The organism is Streptomyces sp. NPDC006624, from assembly GCF_040611555.1.
Taxonomy (GTDB): domain Bacteria; phylum Actinomycetota; class Actinomycetes; order Streptomycetales; family Streptomycetaceae; genus Streptomyces.
The window spans coordinates 21,001-35,995 of record NZ_JBEXOM010000030.1; the positions used below are offsets into that span (position 1 = coordinate 21,001).

Here is a 14,995-nt window from a genome sequence, read left to right on the forward strand (position 1 = left end):
CCGCCCGTCGTTGGGCACCTCGTGAGGCACGTACAAGGGCGCGCGCGGCGCGCGAGGGCCGCGCTGGCCGCCGTAGTGACATGGGCAGGGCTCCTGGCCGGGGCCACGGGCTGTACCTCGGACGACGCGGGCGGGCTCGCCGGTGCGTTCGGCGCGCCCCCGGCGCCCGAGGACGTCATCAAGATCTCGCCCGGCGACGGCAGCAGGGGTGTGCGCCCCGGCCAGAGGCTGCGGGTGCGCGTGCCCGACGGCCGGCTGGAGTCGGTGAAGGTCGTCCGGTCGCAGGACGCGCAGGAGACCCCGGTGCCCGGGCACCTCTCCGCCGACGGCCTGACCTGGCAGCCCGACGAGGAGCGGCTGGCCCTGGCCGCCAAGTACACGGTCGACGCGGTCGCCGTGGACGACGACGGCCGCCGCTCCGCCCGGCACACCACCTTCACGACGTACGTCCCGGAGGAGCGCTTCATCGGCTACGTCACCCCCGAGAACCGCGCCACGGTCGGCACCGGCATGATCGTCTCCCTGGAGTTCAACCGGCAGATCACCGACCGGGCGGCCGTCGAGCGCGCGGTGCGGGTCACCGCCCGCCCGGCCGTGGAGATCCGCCCCCACTGGTTCGGCCGGGCGCGGCTGGACTTCCGCCCCGAGCACTACTGGAAACCCGGCACCCGGGTCACCGTCGACCTGCGCCTGCGGGACGTCGAGGGCGCCCCCGGTGTCTACGGCCTGCAGCACAAGACGTTCTCCTTCACCGTCGGCCGCAGCCAGGTCTCCGTGGTCGACGCCGCCGCGCACTCCATGGAGGTCCGGCGCGACGGGGAGCCGCTCGCCACCGTGCCGGTCACGGCGGGCGCGCCCAGGACCACCACGTACAACGGCAAGATGGTGGTGACCGAGATGCTGGAGGTCACCCGGATGAACGGCGCCACGGTCGGCTTCAAGAAGCGCGACGGCAAGGGCGAGTACGACATCCCCGACGTCCCGCACGCCATGCGCCTGACCGACTCCGGCACCTTCCTGCACGGCAACTACTGGGCGCACCACAGCGTCTTCGGCCGCACCAACGTCAGCCACGGCTGCATCGGACTGCGCGATGTGAAGGGCGGCGGCGCGGCCACCCCGGCCGGCTGGTTCTTCGACCGCAGCCTCGTCGGGGACGTCGTCGAGGTCGTCAACAGCAACGACAAAAAGGTCTCTCCCGACAACGGCCTCGGAGGGTGGAATATGGGCTGGAAGGCGTGGAAGGCGGGCAGTGCGGTGAAGTAGCCCGGCAGGGGGGCGGGTTGGGCGGCGTCCGTTGGGACCGAACAGTGACATTCGCGGCCCGCCGGGGCCGGGTCACCAGTGGTTACTATTCGCCGGTGCGCAGGGGAAACGCGCCGGGGAGTGGGCCTCACCGGGCCTGGGGAGGGGATGGCCGACGTGAACGGGCGACCGATATCGGGGGCGTCGATCGGGCGCGGGAAGGGACGGCTCGCGCTGGCCGTCACCGCGCTGCTGTTCGCCGTCACGGCGTGCGGCGGGGGTGCCGGATCCGGCTCCTCCGGCGCGAGCGGCGGCAAGGGTGAGGACTCGGGCGCCGCGCGGAGCAAGCAGTCCGAGGCGGTCGTCGGCATCACGCCCGAGGACGGGGCCAAGTCCGTCGACACCAGCGGCGCGCTGAAGGTGACCGCCGCCAAGGGGCGGCTGACCGAGGTCGAGGTCAAGGACTCCAAGGGCAGCAAGGTCGAGGGGAAGATATCCGGCGACGGCGCCACCTGGACGCCGTCCACCCACCTGGCCGGTGCCACCAAGTACACCGTCCACGCGGTCGCCAAGGACTCCGAGGGCCGCACGGCCGCCGAGGACTCCGGGTTCACCACGCTGACCCCGAAGAACACCTTCATCGGCACCTTCACCCCCGAGGACGGCTCCAAGGTCGGGGTGGGCATGCCGTTCTCGCTCCGCTTCTCCCGGGGCATCACCAACCCGGACCAGGTCGAGAAGGCCGTCCGCATCAGGACGGAACCGGCCGTCGAGGTCGAGGGCCACTGGTTCGGCAACGACCGCCTCGACTTCCGCCCCGAGAAGTACTGGAAGCCCGGCACCAAGGTGACCGTCGACCTCAACCTCGACGGCGTCGAGGGACGCCCCGGCGTCTACGGCGAGCAGGACAAGACGATCGACTTCACCATCGGCCGCAACCAGGTCTCCGTCGTCGACGCCAAGAAGCTCACGATGAAGGTCATGCGCGACGGCAAGGTCGTCAAGACCATCCCGGTCACCACCGGCAAGCCCGGCATGGAGACCTGGAACGGCCAGATGGTCATCAGCGAGATGCTCACCGTCACCCGCATGAACGGCGACACGGTGGGCTACGGCGGCGAGTACGACATCAAGGACGTCCCGCACGCCGTCCGCCTCACCACCTCCGGCACCTTCCTGCACGGCAACTACTGGGCCGGCGGCGCCTTCGGCAACTACAACGCCAGCCACGGCTGCATCGGCCTGCGCGACGTGCGCGGCGGCTGGGACAAGAAGGTGCCGGCCGCCTGGTTCTTCGACAACTCGATGATCGGCGACGTGGTCGTCGTCAAGAACTCCGAGGACCGCACCGTCGCCCCGGACAACGGGCTCAACGGCTGGAACATGCCGTGGGAGAAGTGGAAGAAGTAGCCCGGTACCGACACGGAGGGGCCCCGGTGTGACGCAGCGCACCGGGGCCCCGGCCGTTAGTCCCCGTTAACCTGCTGCGTATGACCGTCTCTCTCGAAGTCGCTGAAGGCGTCGGCACGCTCCGTCTCGACCGCCCGCCCATGAACGCGCTGGACATCGCCACGCAGGACCGGCTGAAGGAACTCGCCGAGGAGGCCGCGCGCCGCGAGGACGTGCGCGCCGTGGTGGTCTACGGCGGCGAGAAGGTGTTCGCGGCCGGCGCGGACATCAAGGAGATGCAGGCGATGGACCACACCGCGATGGTCCTGCGCGCCCGCGCCCTGCAGGACTCCTTCACGGCGGTCGCCCGGATCCCCAAGCCGGTCGTCGCGGCCGTCACGGGCTACGCGCTGGGCGGCGGCTGCGAACTCGCCCTGTGCGCGGACTACCGCATCGCCGGGGAGAACGCCAAGCTCGGCCAGCCGGAGATCCTGCTCGGCCTGATCCCCGGCGCCGGCGGCACCCAGCGTCTGGCCCGCCTGGTCGGCCCGTCCAAGGCCAAGGACCTCATCTTCACCGGCCGGATGGTCAAGGCCGACGAGGCGAGGGAGATCGGCCTGGTGGACCGGGTCGTGCCGGCCGACGAGGTGTACGCGCAGGCGCACGCCTGGGCCGCGAAGCTGGCGCAGGGCCCGGCCCTCGCGCTGCGCGCCGCCAAGGAGTCGGTCGACGCGGGCCTGGAGACGGACATCGAGACCGGCCTGGCGATCGAACGCAACTGGTTCGCGGGCCTGTTCGCCACCGAGGACCGCGAGCGCGGGATGCGCAGCTTCGTGGAGGAGGGGCCGGGCAAGGCGAAGTTCCTCTGAGCCCGGCCGGGGAAATCCCCGCCGGCGTCTTGCAATTGACGCGGCGTCTGATCCGGGTCCCTCGTTGGGGCGGTTTATGGGAGCCTTAAGGCACCCTTAAGCGCGTCCGGCCGGGGGATCCGGCCGATTGCCCCGGAATAGGTCGTTCCAGCAGGTCAGTGCGGGTATGGACGACTCCGAAGTGCCACCGTCATATGACGGACGGTCACGGATGTGCGGGTCCTCCCCAGGGGCGTATTCGCCGGGAACGGCCCCGTGGGGCGCTCCGGGCGGCCATGATGGGGGGCATGGCGGGGCTGGAGGGTACGGGACAGCCGCGGGGACACGCTCATGCGGCCGCGGCGCGCTGGTCGCCGACCGTCGAGGACGAACACGCGCTCAAAGCGCTGGAGTTGTACGGCAATCCGACGGAGGCGGAAGTTCCGCTGCCGTCCCGCCCCGAGTCCGCCGCCACCGCCCGGCGCCTGACCCAGGTCGTGGTGCTGCGCCACTGGGGCCTCGGTCCCAAGACCACCGAGGACGCGGTCCTGCTCGTCTCCGAACTCGTCGGCAACGCCGTGCGCCACACCGGCGCCCGCGTCTTCGGGCTGCGTCTGCACCGGCGCCGCGGCTGGATCCGCGTCGAGGTCCGCGACCCCTCCCGGGGGCTGCCGTGCCTGATGCCGGTCCAGCCGCTGGACACCAGCGGCCGGGGCCTGTTCCTCGTCGACACCCTCGCCGACCGCTGGGGCGTCGACCTGCTGCCCCGCGGCAAGACCACCTGGTTCGAGATGCGGGTCGCCGACCGCTGAGCCCCGGACCCGGCGCTGCGCGCCCGGTGGCTCACCCGGCCGCCGTACGGGCGAATAGCGCCTTTCCAGGTCAGACGCACCTTAAATGGTGCAATGCACCGACACCTCGCCAAGAGCACCCTGGTCGCGGGTGCCGCCCTCGCCGTCCTCGCCGCCTGCGGCGCCCCGGGTGAGGAGCGGACCTCCCAGGCACGCGCTTCCAGGGCCGCCGTGCCCGCCCCGCCCGAGAAGAAGCCCGTCGACGGCCTGCCCGGCATGCCGCCCGTCCTCGATCCCGAGGACGTCTACGCGGCCGACCGCCCCAACAAGCTGTCCCCGGTGGTCAAGGACTTCCCCTCCCGGGTCTACGTCCCCAACACCGAGTCCGACACCGTGTCCGTCATCGACCCGAAGACCTACGAGATCGTCGAGACCATCCCGGTGGGCCGCCAGCCCCAGCACGTCGTCCCCTCCTGGGACCTCAAGACGCTCTGGGTCAACAACAACCGCGGCCACACCCTCACCCCGATCGACCCGAAGACCGGCAAGGCGGGCAAGGAGGTCGAGGTCCACGACCCGTACAACCTCTACTTCACGCCCAACGGCCGCTACGCGGTCGTGATGGCCTCCCTCGACCGCGAGCTGGTCTTCCGCGACCCGCACACCATGAAGATCAAGAAGACGGTCCCCGTCTCCTGCTACGGCGTCAACCACGCCGACTTCTCCCTCGACGGCCGCTACTTCATCGTCTCCTGCGAGTTCAGCGGCGAACTGCTCAAGGTCGACACCGAGAAGATGAAGGTCGTCGGACAGCAGCGGCTGCCGTTCGAGGGCGCCATGCCGCAGGACGTGAAGATCTCGCCCGACGGCGAGAAGTTCTACATCGCCGACATGATGGCCCACGGAATGTGGGTCCTGGACGGCGACACCTTCGCCGAGCCCACCCTGATGCCCACCGGCAAGGGCTGCCACGGCCTCTACGTCAGCCGCGACTCCCGCGAGATGTACGTGTCCAACCGCGGCGAGGGCACGGTCTCCGTCTTCGACTTCACCCAGGACAAGCTGACCAAGAAGTGGAAGCTGCCCGACGGCGGCAGCCCCGACATGGGCGGCGTCTCCGCCGACGGCAAGGTGCTGTGGCTGTCCGGCCGCTACGACGCCGAGGTGTACGCCATCGACACCCGGACCGGCACCCAGCTCGCCCGCATCCCCGTCGGCAGCGGCCCGCACGGCCTCGCGGTCTACCCCCAGCCCGGCCGCTACTCCCTCGGCCACACCGGCATCTTCCGCTGACCGGGCCGCGGGAACCTCAGAGCGACGCCGGTCGCCCGGCCGGAGTGAGAGGCCCCAGGTGGCGGACGACGCCGGTCAGGGTGCGGCGTTCGCCGCGGCCGTGCCGGGCCAGCAGCGGAATGCCGTCCCTGGTGCGCTCCCCCGTGAAGTACCAGCACGGACCTCGACCGCCCTTCTCGGCGAGCGGCAGGGACAAGTCGTAGACGCGGCCCCACAGCAGGTGGGGCTGCACGGCGGTCGCGAACGCGCGTTGCAGCAGCAGGGGGACCCCGTGTGCGACGAGGTGGACGGGGACGTCGTGGCGCAGGCCGGTGGCAAGCTGCGCGTACCCGGCCTGCCGGGTCTCCACGCAGACGTCGGCCCCGATGAGGGCCAGCCACCGCTCCCAGTCCGCCAGGGTGACGGCCTTGATGCACACCACGAGGCGCTCGCCGTCCCGTTCGATCGCGGTGACCTCGGGGCGTCGGCCGTGATCGGCGTGCAGGTCGTCGCACAGGGCCTGGGCGCGGCCGCAGCGCGCGTCCCACGCGGCTGCGACTTCCTGGAGTTCCCCGTCCGGCCGGGACGGCCGGCGGGTGAAGACCACACCGTGCCGCGGCCACCGCAGGGGGCGGGCGGTGGCGCCGGTGAACGGACCGGTCGGCATACCCGCGGCGTCCATGCCGGCCGCGGTGAGCGGTTCGTCGTCACCGCCGGACGCGGCCGGGCCCCGGCCGACGGCGCCGGCGGCGCGGGGGACCTGCGGTTTCATGGCGTGGGAGCCTCCCTCGCGCCGCCGGGGTCCGTGATCGACCGGGCCAGTGCCCGCACACTGCGGTAGGTGAGCGTCTTGACCGCGCCGGGCGGTTTGCCCAGGGCCTCAGCGGTCTCGGCGACGGACAGGCCGAGGTGGAAGCGCAGTACGAGACAGCGGTGCTGCGTCTCGTTCAGCCGCGCCGCGGCACTCCACAGCGCCTTGCGTTCCTGATCGGCGATGAGGGCTTCCTCGGGAGTGCCGAGGAGCGGTTCACCGTCGGTGAGCATGTCGCCGACCAGTACCTCCCGCTGCGCCCGGTGGGACTTGTAGTGGTCGGCGATGAGATTGCGGGCGATGACCACCAGCCAGGCCCCGAAAGGCGTGCCGCTCCAGGTGAAGGTGCTTAAGCGCCGCAACGCGCGCAGGAAGGTTTCGCTCGTGAAGTCCTCGGCCGCGGCGCCGTCCGTGACGCGGCGGCGGACGTAGGCGTGGACCTGCGGACGGTAGACGGCGTAGAGGCAGGCGAAGGCCTCGGTGTCTCCCTTCTTGGCCCGGCTGACGAGTTCGGCTTCGCGTGGGGCGGGAGGGACGGCGGCCTGGGGAGGGGCCGATCTGTCGGTCACGGTTCGTGCCTCGATCCGGGAGCAGTGCGGAAGGGTCGTCCGGCTCGCGTGCCGCTGTCTTCGCAGGGCCGGTGGGGGATGAGGTGGCGCCGCCCGGGCGGGGCAGGGGGCAAGGGCGGCTGGGACGCGCCCCGCCCGGCGCGAGTCAGGGCCAGGCATGGAGCCCTCGGCGGCCCTCGGTAGCCGCCAACTCACGCTAAGTTAGCGGCTCTTGGCGGGGGATGTCCAGCGCATTCGCCGCATGCCGGGCATGTTGTGTGCTCATTCTCGGACAGTTGAGGCGTCTGCCCAGGTCAGCGCCTTGGTCCGGTCCTGGAAGGTGGCCTCCCGCTCTGCCAAGATGAACGAATGACCCTCGACCTTGATCGTCTGTCCGCATGCGTACGCCGACGCCGACAGGAGCTGGGCCTGGGTATCGAACCGGCGGCGCGCAGAGCGGGAATCAGCAAGGACACCTGGAAACGGACCGAACGCGGCCAGTCGGTACGGGAGGCGAGTTACGTCAAGATCGATCAAGCGCTGGGCTGGGCTCCGGGAAGCTGCCTCCAGGTGCTCGAGGGAAACGAGCCCGTCGTGGCCCAGGAGGCGGAGACCGTAAGCGGCGTCACGCTCGTCTCCCTCCCCAGGCAGGCGCTCGAGACCGCGATCCGCCAAGCCCTGGAGAGCGCGGCCATCGCCGTCACCGACCTTCATGCCAGCGATATCCGACGCATGAACGAACGCGTCATCGAGGATCTGCGTGACAAGAAGCTGATCTGAGTCGCATCGCCTCTTGCGGCACGGGTTCGACCGATTGACCCGCTATGCTCCCAGGCATCCCAGAGACAGGGGGGAAGGCATGCGCGGCACCCTGATCATCGCCGACCACGGTCCCGCCTTCCACGGCTGGACGGCCCGCACCACCTCCGGGGACCGGGTCTGCGTCGCTCCGCCCACGGTGCGTACGGACCCGCACGTGCAGAGCATCCTTCGCGAACTCATCACCCGTCACGGCGGGGACTGCGCACGCTGCGCCGGCTGCATCGTCAGTGGCGCCCGGCCGCTGCGGATCGGTGCCCCGCCGCCGTGGAGGACCTGACAGAAGCCGGCGATCAGGGGCCGTCCTGCCCGCCCGCCGGTCACGGTCCCGCAGCGGCGGGTCGCGGAGGTCCCGCACCGCGCCTGCCGGCCCGGCGCCCGCATCCGGCCCCGGCCGAGAGGCGCCCAAAGCCGCCGAGTTCAACGCCGCGGACCACGGCGCCGGCACCCCCGCCGGGGCACCCGGGGCGTCCGTCACCGCGAACGGCCCGCCGTCGTGAAGGGCACCGGGCCAGGGCGGTCCAGCGCGAGGAGTGCGCCTGGGTGGTCGCCGCACTGCGGTCCCGGGCGGGCGGATAATCTGACCTCCGTCAGACCTGCGTCAAAGGGACGCACAGCACGAGATGAGGGGCGGATCGGTGGCGGACATCGAGGAAGCGCGCAAGCAGTTCGAGCGGATCGATACGGACGGTGACGGATACATCACCGCTGCCGAGTTCAAGAGCGCCCTGGCGGGGTCGGGCGACTGGAACGTCACCGAGTCGGTCGCCGAGGTCGTCATCAAGGCCCGTGACCTGGACGGCGACAAGCAGCTGAGCTTCGACGAGTTCTGGGCCTTCCTGAACAAGTAGCCGCCCACCCGCGGTGCCCGGACGAAGGGGCCCGGCCCGTCCCACGACGGACCGGGCCCCTCGCCATGCCCGGACTGCCCGTCCACATACCGGAACGAACCGGAATAGCCCGCCCGCCCCCGAGGTTGACCTGGGCCACGAGGGCCGCACGCGGCCTGTTCATCTCCCGAAGGGCGAGGCGAGGACATGAAGATCGGCATCATCGGCGCGGGCAACATCGGCGGCAACCTGACCCGGCGGCTCACCGCCCTCGGCCACGACGTGTCCGTCGCCAACTCCAGGGGCCCGCACACGCTGACGGCCCTGGCGGAGGAGACCGGCGCGACGCCCGTCCGGGTCGAGGAGGCCGCGCGGGACGCGGACGTGGTCGTGGTGACCATCCCCCTGAAGGCGGTCCCTGACCTGCCGTCCGGCGTGCTCGACGGCGCCGCGGACGGCGTCGCGGTCATCGACACCGGCAACTACTACCCCCGCCAGCGCGACGGCAGGATCGCCGGGATCGAGGACGAGGGCCTCACCGAGAGCCGCTGGACGGAACGGCAGCTCGGCCATCCCGTGATCAAGGCCTTCAACGGCACCTTCGCCCAGGACATCCTGGACCGCCCGCGCCCGGCCGGCGCCCCCGACCGCCTGGCCCTCCCGGTGGCCGGCGACGACGAGGCGGCCAAGCGGAAGGTACGGGACCTGATCGGTGAACTCGGCTTCGACACGGTGGACGCGGGCGGCCTCGACGACTCCTGGCGCCAGCAGCCCGGCACCCCGGTGTACGGCCTGCGCGGCGGTGTCGAGGAGGTCAGGAAGGCCCTGGCGGAGGCTTCTCCCGAGCGTACGGCGGACTTCAGCGGCTGAGCCGCCCGGCGCTCACGCGCTCTCGGCCCATCTGCGCAGGGCGGCCCTGCTCTCGAACGCGGCCACGTTCTTGTCCACCGGGTCGTCGGTGTACTGGTGGAACCGCCACTTCGCCTTGATCCGGGGCTTGCCGGCGGAGACGTAGTCGGCGATCCACAGGCCGTCGCCCGCGTAGGACGTCGTATCGACGTTCAGCCAGAAGTGCCGGTTGCAGTAGAGCACCACCTGGTTGTCCGGCCGCAGGTCCTTCACCTTGCGGATGAACAGGTCCTTCTCCGCGTTGCTCGCGCGTGTTCCGCTGCTCGTCGTCTCCCAGTCGACCGCGAGGATGTCGCCCGCCCGGTCCGGGGCCTTGCCGACGAAGTACTCGGCCTGGGCGGTGAGGTTGCCCGGCCACAGGAAGTGGTAGAAGCCGACGACCAGCCCGGCGTCGCGCGCCCGCTTGGTCTGGGCGGCCAGCTTGGGGTTGACGTAGGAGCGGCCCTCGGTCGCCTTGACGAAGACGAAGGAGAGGCCGTCGGTGTCGTAGGAGGAGCTCTGGTAGGCGCTCACATCGATTCCGCGCAGCATGGGGGTCTCCCTGAAGTGCTGGTGGGGGAGGGGAGTTGGTGGCCACCACCATGGCACGCGGTTGCTGCGGGCGGATGTGGAAACGTCAACTTCCGCTTGCGGGCGCGGAGACGGGGCCGGACGCCGTGGCGGTGATCCGGTCCGCCAGGTCCGCGACGGCGGCGAGGAGTTCGGCCGGCGGGCGCGCGAGGCCGAGGGTGTGCGCGGTGACCGTGATGCCGGTGCGGCGGATGATGTGGTGCGTGGGGCCCTCCTGCACTCCGGAGGCGTAGACCAGGTGGCCGTGCGGCAGGCCGAGCGCGGTGCAGTAGCCCAGCAACTGGCCGAGATGGCCGGTGGAGGGGGCGGGGCGTGCGAGGAGGACGTACTTCGCGTCGACGACGGAAACGGGGCGGCCGGCCCGGTACAGCACGAGGTCCGGCCGCAGCCGCACCAGACGGGCCTCGTCCAGGCGGTGGTGCGCCTCCTGCCCGGCGCACCGGATCCCCCGGCGGGCGAGGACCTCGCCGAGCGCCACCGTGAGGAAGCGCTCGAACACCTCCGGAAGGTCGAGCACGAAGCCGTCCGCGGTGGCGGGCGCGCCGCCGTCCGGCTGGACCGAGCGGGCGGACAGCACCAGTTCGGCGAGCCGCAGCACCGGGCCGTAGCGGGCGTTGAGGCGGCTCGGTGTCCAGCGGGGCAGGGGTGCCCCGGCGCGCAGCGGCCGGACTCCGGTGAGGTGGTCGCAGAGGTGGCGCAGGCTCCGGCGGGTGCCCGCGGGGACGTCCGGCAGCCGGGCGGCCAGCCGCAGGGCGGTGAGCAGGACGCGGTTCTCCGCGATGTCCGGCGTGTGGTCGTCGTAGCGCACGGCCACCGGCAGCGGCAGTCCGACGCGGCGCAGTTGGTCCGCCGTGCGGATCCGCCCGCGGACCAGGGGCAGGTCCTCCTCGACCGTGCGGTAGCCGTGCAGCACCCCGGCGTCGAGGGTGCGGCGCGCGGTACGGGCCAGGAGGCTCGCGACGGCGGGGAGCAGTTCGTCCGACTCGGCGGCCGTGACCGGGTCGGGCCGCCAGGGGTCGCCGGGGGCGTAGGAGAGCAGGAACAGCAGGTCGCGGACGGGGAGTTTGGGGCGCAGCCGCAGCAGGACGGCCGCGCCGGAGGGCGTGCGCAACCGGACCGTTCCGGCCTTCTGGTTCCCTCTCAGGCGCCAGCGCCCGCCCGGCGCCGGGGTCAGCCGGACCAGGTCGGGCACGGCGAGCAGCGCGGCGACCTGGTCGCCGGTCAGCTCCCGCACGATGCCCGGGCCGGTCTCCGGCACGGTGAGGTCGGGGCCGGTCACTCCGCCCCCGAGCCGTGCCCGGTCGCCGCACGCAGCGCGGGCAGGCCGTACTCCTCCTCCACGTCGATCCCGGTGCCGTAGAGCTGGTCCTCCAGCAGGGGCAGGATCTGGGTGCGCCAGATCAGGCCGAGCCCCTCCGGCCGGGCCGCGGCCGGTTTCATCAGGTACGACGGCCCGATCGCCCGGTCCGCGTCGCCGAGCCGGTCGTTGAGCGCGTCGAGCAGCCGGGCCGCGGTGTCCGGCAGACCGCGCCCGGCGAGCCAGCGGTCCAGCAGGCCCCGCACCGGCGGTTTGTCGGGGGAGAGGCGGCGGAAGGCGAAGCGGCGGCGCATCGCCGCGTCGACCAGGGCGATCGAGCGGTCGGCGGTGTTCATCGTGCCGACGAGGAAGAGGTTGCCCGGCAGGGTGAACGGGGCGTGCGGGCTGTACTGGGTGGTGACGGGCTCCTCGCGGTACTCCAGCAGGAAGTACAGCTCGCCGAAGACCTTCGCCAGGTTGGCCCGGTTGATCTCGTCGACGATCAGCACGTACGGGTTGGACGGGTCCTTCGCGGCGCGCTCGGCGAGCAGCTTCAGCGGCCCGGGCACGACGTCGAACACCACCGAGCCGTCCGCGCCCCGCACCGGCCGGAACCCCTCGAAGAAGTCCTCGTAGGTGTACGAGGGGTGGAACTGCACGAGCTCCACCCGGTCGGGTCCGGCGAGGTGCCGGGCCAGGGCACGGGCCAGGTAGGTCTTGCCGGTGCCGGGCGGGCCGTGGAAGACCAGCTGCCCCTGCTCCTGGAGTTGTTCGGCGGTCTCCCGGAGCCAGTCCTGCGGCATCAGCAGCCGTGCGGCCAGTTCCGCGGTCACGGGCGGCAGTTCGAGCGGCTTGGTGACGTCGACGTCGACGAGTTCCTCGGCGACCGCGTCCTCGAGGCCCGCCCGCTCGGCGAGTTCGGCAGCGACGCTGCTGACGTCGTAGAGCGCCGGCGGCAGGGGCAGGCGGGCCTGCACCCGCTCGGGCAGCTCCGCGCGGACGAGCGGCCGCTCGGCGGTGGCCCAGCTCACCGGCCGGCGGCGGGCGGTGTCGAGGCCGTCCGAGGCGTCGTACCATGCCGGGCCCTGGACCGTGCCGACGTGCACCTCGTCCGGTGTGACGGCGACGACCAGGTCGCCCGGCCGCATGAGGGTGAGGAAGGCGTGCAGCTGGTACGCGGCCTGTCCGCGCAGCTGCGCGGACGCTTCCGGCATGGCCTCGGCGACGGCCCGCTGCACGTCCTGCTTGGCCAGGTCCGGGGGGAGTCCGGGTATCTCCCGCCAGGCCAGCGAGCAGTAGCCGCGCCGGAGCCAGTCCGGGATGACGTTGTGGCCGTCCACGTTGTACCCGCGTACCAGCCAGCCGCGCTGCTCGTGCTCGACGGCGCCCTTGCGCCACCGGCCCACCCAGGGCTCGTCGTAGAAGTCGACCGGTTCCCCGGTCCGCGGCTGGAGCGTCCGGCACAGCTCCAGCAGGTCGCGGTCGGCGTCGCCGCTGGGTTCGAGGAGCTCGTCGGCGAACGCCTTGACGATCTCCTGCTTGTGCTGCGCGCTCGCGATCGGCTGGTAGGTCTCGGGAAAGAGCAGGAACAGCAGGACGTGGATCTGCGCACGCCCCTTCTTGTGCCCGACCGACTCCTGGACGTCCAGGCACAGCCTCTTGAAGCCGAAGGGGTCCTCGAGCGTCGCCTCCCGTTCCGCCCTCGCGGTCCGGGCCAGCCGCTCCACCAGCAGCACCAGGATCTGGAACTGCGCCCACCGGTAGTTCAGGAACCCTTGGCCGCCGTGGAGGAAGCCCTTCAGGCCCGGCTCCAGCTCCGCCGGCACGGTCACCGGGCGGTCGGCCCAGGACAGCACCTCGCCCAGGATCTGCCGCTTCTTGGCCATTCCGATCTGCTCGGGCACGAGCGGGGCCATGTTGACGAACAGCAGCTCCGCCGCGAGCACGATCGTCGCGTCGGGGGCGCCGTCGAGCTGGCGGCGCAGCTTGACCAGGAAGGTGTCGGAGGACTCGTCGGGCCGGTCCACGAACCGGGCGCGCAGATCGGAGGCGGTGGCCGCGCTCCAGGCCGGCAGCTCCGGCGCGAACGCCGACCTCCCGCTCGTCAGCCCGTCGTGGAAGACCCGCCGTACGGCCGCCACGACTTCGGCGCTCTCCGCCCGCCTCGCCACTGTGCCCACCCCCGGGTGCTGGAAGGGCCCAGCTTAGGAGAGGGCGGGCACCGTCGTCAGGCGGTCGGCCGGGAGTGGGGTCAGCACTCGATGATGTTGACGGCCAGTCCGCCCCGCGCCGTCTCCTTGTACTTGACCGACATGTCCGCCCCCGTCTCCTTCATCGTCTTGATGACCTTGTCCAGGGACACCTTGTGGGAGCCGTCGCCGCGCATCGCCATGCGGGCGGCGGTGACCGCCTTGACCGCGGCCATGCCGTTGCGCTCGATGCAGGGGATCTGGACCAGGCCGCCGACCGGGTCGCAGGTCAGGCCGAGGTTGTGCTCCATGCCGATCTCGGCGGCGTTCTCGACCTGCTCAGGGGAGCCGCCGAGGACCTCGGCCAGCGCGCCCGCGGCCATGGAGCAGGCGGAGCCGACCTCGCCCTGGCAGCCGACCTCGGCGCCGGAGATGGAGGCGTTCTCCTTGAAGAGCATGCCGATCGCGCCCGCGGCGAGCAGGAAGCGGACCACGCCCTCCTCGTCGGCGCCGGGCACGAAGTTCATGTAGTAGTGCAGGACCGCCGGGATGATGCCGGCGGCGCCGTTCGTCGGGGCGGTGACCACCCGTCCGCCGGCCGCGTTCTCCTCGTTCACGGCCATGGCGTAGAGGGTGATCCACTCCATGGCGAGGGCCTGCGGGTCGCCCTCGGAGCGGAGCTTGCGGGCGGTGTTGGCGGCCCGGCGGCGCACCTTCAGGCCGCCCGGCAGGATGCCCTCGCGGGACATGCCGCGCGCCACGCACGCCTGCATGACCCGCCAGATCTCCAGCAGGCCCGCGCGGATCTCCTCCTCGGTGCGCCAGGCCCGCTCGTTCTCCAGCATCAGCGCGGAGATGGACAGGCCGGTCTCCTCGGTGAGGCGCAGCAGCTCGTCGCCGGTGCGGAAGGGGTACTTCAGCACGGTGTCGTCGAGCTTGATGCGGTCGGCGCCGACCGCGTCCTCGTCGACGACGAACCCGCCGCCGACCGAGTAGTACGTCTTCGTCAGCAGCTCCGCGCCCGAGGCGTCGTACGCCCACAGGGTCATGCCGTTGGCGTGGTACGGGAGGGCCTTGCGGCGGTGCAGGACCATGTCGTCATCGAAGGAGAACGCGATCTCGTGCTCGCCGAGCAGGTTCAGCCGGCCGCCGGCCTTGATCGTCTCCACCCGCTCGTCGGCGGTCTCCACGTCCACCGTGCGCGGCGAGTCGCCCTCCAGCCCGAGCAGCACCGCCTTGGGCGTGCCGTGGCCGTGGCCGGTCGCGCCGAGCGAGCCGTACAGCTCCGCGCGCACCGAGGCGACGGATCCCAGGAGCTCCTCGTTGCGCAGCCGCCGGACGAACAGGCCGGCCGCGCGCATCGGGCCGACGGTGTGGGAGCTGGACGGGCCGATGCCGATCGAGAACAGGTCGAAGACCGAGATGGCCACGGGGGACTCCTGACTACGGGGGTGGTGCACAGGGTGGTGCCGAGGGG

14 protein-coding genes and 1 pseudogene are annotated in these 14,995 nt (G+C 71.9%); 9 read left to right on the forward strand and 6 right to left on the reverse strand.

What is annotated here, in order from left to right; all coding sequences use genetic code 11:
* Positions 1-21 precede the first annotated feature (21 nt).
* From ABZY20_RS34135 to ABZY20_RS34155, 5 genes are all read left to right on the forward strand, one after another.
* Positions 22-1,266, forward strand: coding sequence for an Ig-like domain-containing protein (locus ABZY20_RS34135; RefSeq protein ID WP_356446911.1), 1,245 nt, complete (start codon positions 22-24; stop codon positions 1,264-1,266).
* A gap of 156 nt (positions 1,267-1,422) precedes the next feature.
* On the forward strand, positions 1,423-2,655 hold the full coding sequence (locus tag ABZY20_RS34140; RefSeq protein WP_356446913.1) for an Ig-like domain-containing protein: 1,233 nt from the start codon (positions 1,423-1,425) through the stop codon (positions 2,653-2,655).
* 80 nt (positions 2,656-2,735) lie between these two features.
* Positions 2,736-3,503 carry an enoyl-CoA hydratase-related protein gene (locus tag ABZY20_RS34145; protein WP_356446915.1) on the forward strand — a complete coding sequence of 256 codons (768 nt, stop codon included), beginning with the start codon at positions 2,736-2,738 and terminating at the stop codon, positions 3,501-3,503.
* A gap of 287 nt (positions 3,504-3,790) precedes the next feature.
* Positions 3,791-4,294 carry an ATP-binding protein gene (locus tag ABZY20_RS34150; RefSeq protein WP_356446917.1) on the forward strand — a complete coding sequence of 168 codons (504 nt, stop codon included), beginning with the start codon at positions 3,791-3,793 and terminating at the stop codon, positions 4,292-4,294.
* 93 nt (positions 4,295-4,387) lie between these two features.
* On the forward strand, positions 4,388-5,566 hold the full coding sequence (locus ABZY20_RS34155; RefSeq protein ID WP_356446919.1) for a hypothetical protein: 1,179 nt from the start codon (positions 4,388-4,390) through the stop codon (positions 5,564-5,566).
* 16 nt (positions 5,567-5,582) lie between these two features.
* On the opposite strand, the gene ABZY20_RS34160 is transcribed toward ABZY20_RS34155, so the two are convergent.
* The gene (locus ABZY20_RS34160) at positions 5,583-6,317 is read right to left on the reverse strand and encodes a BN159_2729 family protein (RefSeq protein ID WP_356446920.1); all 735 of its coding nucleotides are present in this window, start codon (positions 6,315-6,317) and stop codon (positions 5,583-5,585) included.
* Complete coding sequence (locus tag ABZY20_RS34165; RefSeq protein WP_356446921.1) at positions 6,314-6,925, reverse strand: sigma-70 family RNA polymerase sigma factor; 612 nt, start codon at positions 6,923-6,925, stop codon at positions 6,314-6,316. Before ABZY20_RS34165 ends, ABZY20_RS34160 begins: the two co-directional genes overlap by 4 nt.
* Positions 6,926-7,273: 348 nt before the next feature.
* Between ABZY20_RS34165 and ABZY20_RS34170 the strand changes: the two genes are divergently transcribed.
* The 4 genes and pseudogenes from ABZY20_RS34170 to ABZY20_RS34185 form a co-directional block, all read left to right on the forward strand.
* Complete coding sequence (locus tag ABZY20_RS34170) at positions 7,274-7,684, forward strand: helix-turn-helix transcriptional regulator (RefSeq protein ID WP_356446922.1); 411 nt, start codon at positions 7,274-7,276, stop codon at positions 7,682-7,684.
* A gap of 79 nt (positions 7,685-7,763) precedes the next feature.
* Positions 7,764-8,003, forward strand: coding sequence for a hypothetical protein (locus ABZY20_RS34175; protein ID WP_356446923.1), 240 nt, complete (start codon positions 7,764-7,766; stop codon positions 8,001-8,003).
* A gap of 358 nt (positions 8,004-8,361) precedes the next feature.
* Positions 8,362-8,574: an EF-hand domain-containing protein gene (locus ABZY20_RS34180; protein ID WP_356446925.1), complete on the forward strand. Its 213-nt coding sequence runs from the start codon at positions 8,362-8,364 to the stop codon at positions 8,572-8,574.
* A 174-nt stretch (positions 8,575-8,748) separates the two neighbouring features.
* Positions 8,749-9,423 (forward strand): annotated as a pseudogene (locus ABZY20_RS34185) (NAD(P)-binding domain-containing protein); the annotation flags it as partial.
* Positions 9,424-9,435: 12 nt separating this feature from the next.
* Here the strand turns inward: ABZY20_RS34185 and ABZY20_RS34190 are convergent.
* The 4 genes from ABZY20_RS34190 to ABZY20_RS34205 form a co-directional block, all read right to left on the reverse strand.
* The gene (locus tag ABZY20_RS34190; RefSeq protein WP_356446927.1) at positions 9,436-9,993 is read right to left on the reverse strand and encodes a glycoside hydrolase family 25 protein; all 558 of its coding nucleotides are present in this window, start codon (positions 9,991-9,993) and stop codon (positions 9,436-9,438) included.
* Positions 9,994-10,078: 85 nt separating this feature from the next.
* Positions 10,079-11,311, reverse strand: a complete 1,233-nt coding sequence (locus ABZY20_RS34195; RefSeq protein WP_356446929.1) for a restriction endonuclease — start codon at positions 11,309-11,311, stop codon at positions 10,079-10,081.
* Complete coding sequence (locus tag ABZY20_RS34200; RefSeq protein ID WP_356446931.1) at positions 11,308-13,500, reverse strand: AAA family ATPase; 2,193 nt, start codon at positions 13,498-13,500, stop codon at positions 11,308-11,310. Before ABZY20_RS34200 ends, ABZY20_RS34195 begins: the two co-directional genes overlap by 4 nt.
* A gap of 80 nt (positions 13,501-13,580) precedes the next feature.
* Positions 13,581-14,948, reverse strand: a complete 1,368-nt coding sequence (locus tag ABZY20_RS34205; RefSeq protein WP_356446933.1) for an L-serine ammonia-lyase — start codon at positions 14,946-14,948, stop codon at positions 13,581-13,583.
* Positions 14,949-14,995: the final 47 nt, after the last annotated feature.

Bases quoted from the DNA above. Each gene is read 5' to 3' on its own strand.
- ABZY20_RS34145 (WP_356446915.1), top strand. From the start codon at position 2,736: ATGACCGTCTCTCTCGAAGTCGCTGAAGGCGTCGGCACGCTCCGTCTC.
- ABZY20_RS34150 (WP_356446917.1), top strand. From the start codon at position 3,791: ATGGCGGGGCTGGAGGGTACGGGACAGCCGCGGGGACACGCTCATGCG.
- ABZY20_RS34155 (WP_356446919.1), top strand. From the start codon at position 4,388: ATGCACCGACACCTCGCCAAGAGCACCCTGGTCGCGGGTGCCGCCCTC.
- ABZY20_RS34160 (WP_356446920.1), bottom strand. From the start codon at position 6,317: ATGAAACCGCAGGTCCCCCGCGCCGCCGGCGCCGTCGGCCGGGGCCCG.
- ABZY20_RS34170 (WP_356446922.1), top strand. From the start codon at position 7,274: ATGACCCTCGACCTTGATCGTCTGTCCGCATGCGTACGCCGACGCCGA.
- ABZY20_RS34175 (WP_356446923.1), top strand. From the start codon at position 7,764: ATGCGCGGCACCCTGATCATCGCCGACCACGGTCCCGCCTTCCACGGC.
- ABZY20_RS34190 (WP_356446927.1), bottom strand. From the start codon at position 9,993: ATGCTGCGCGGAATCGATGTGAGCGCCTACCAGAGCTCCTCCTACGAC.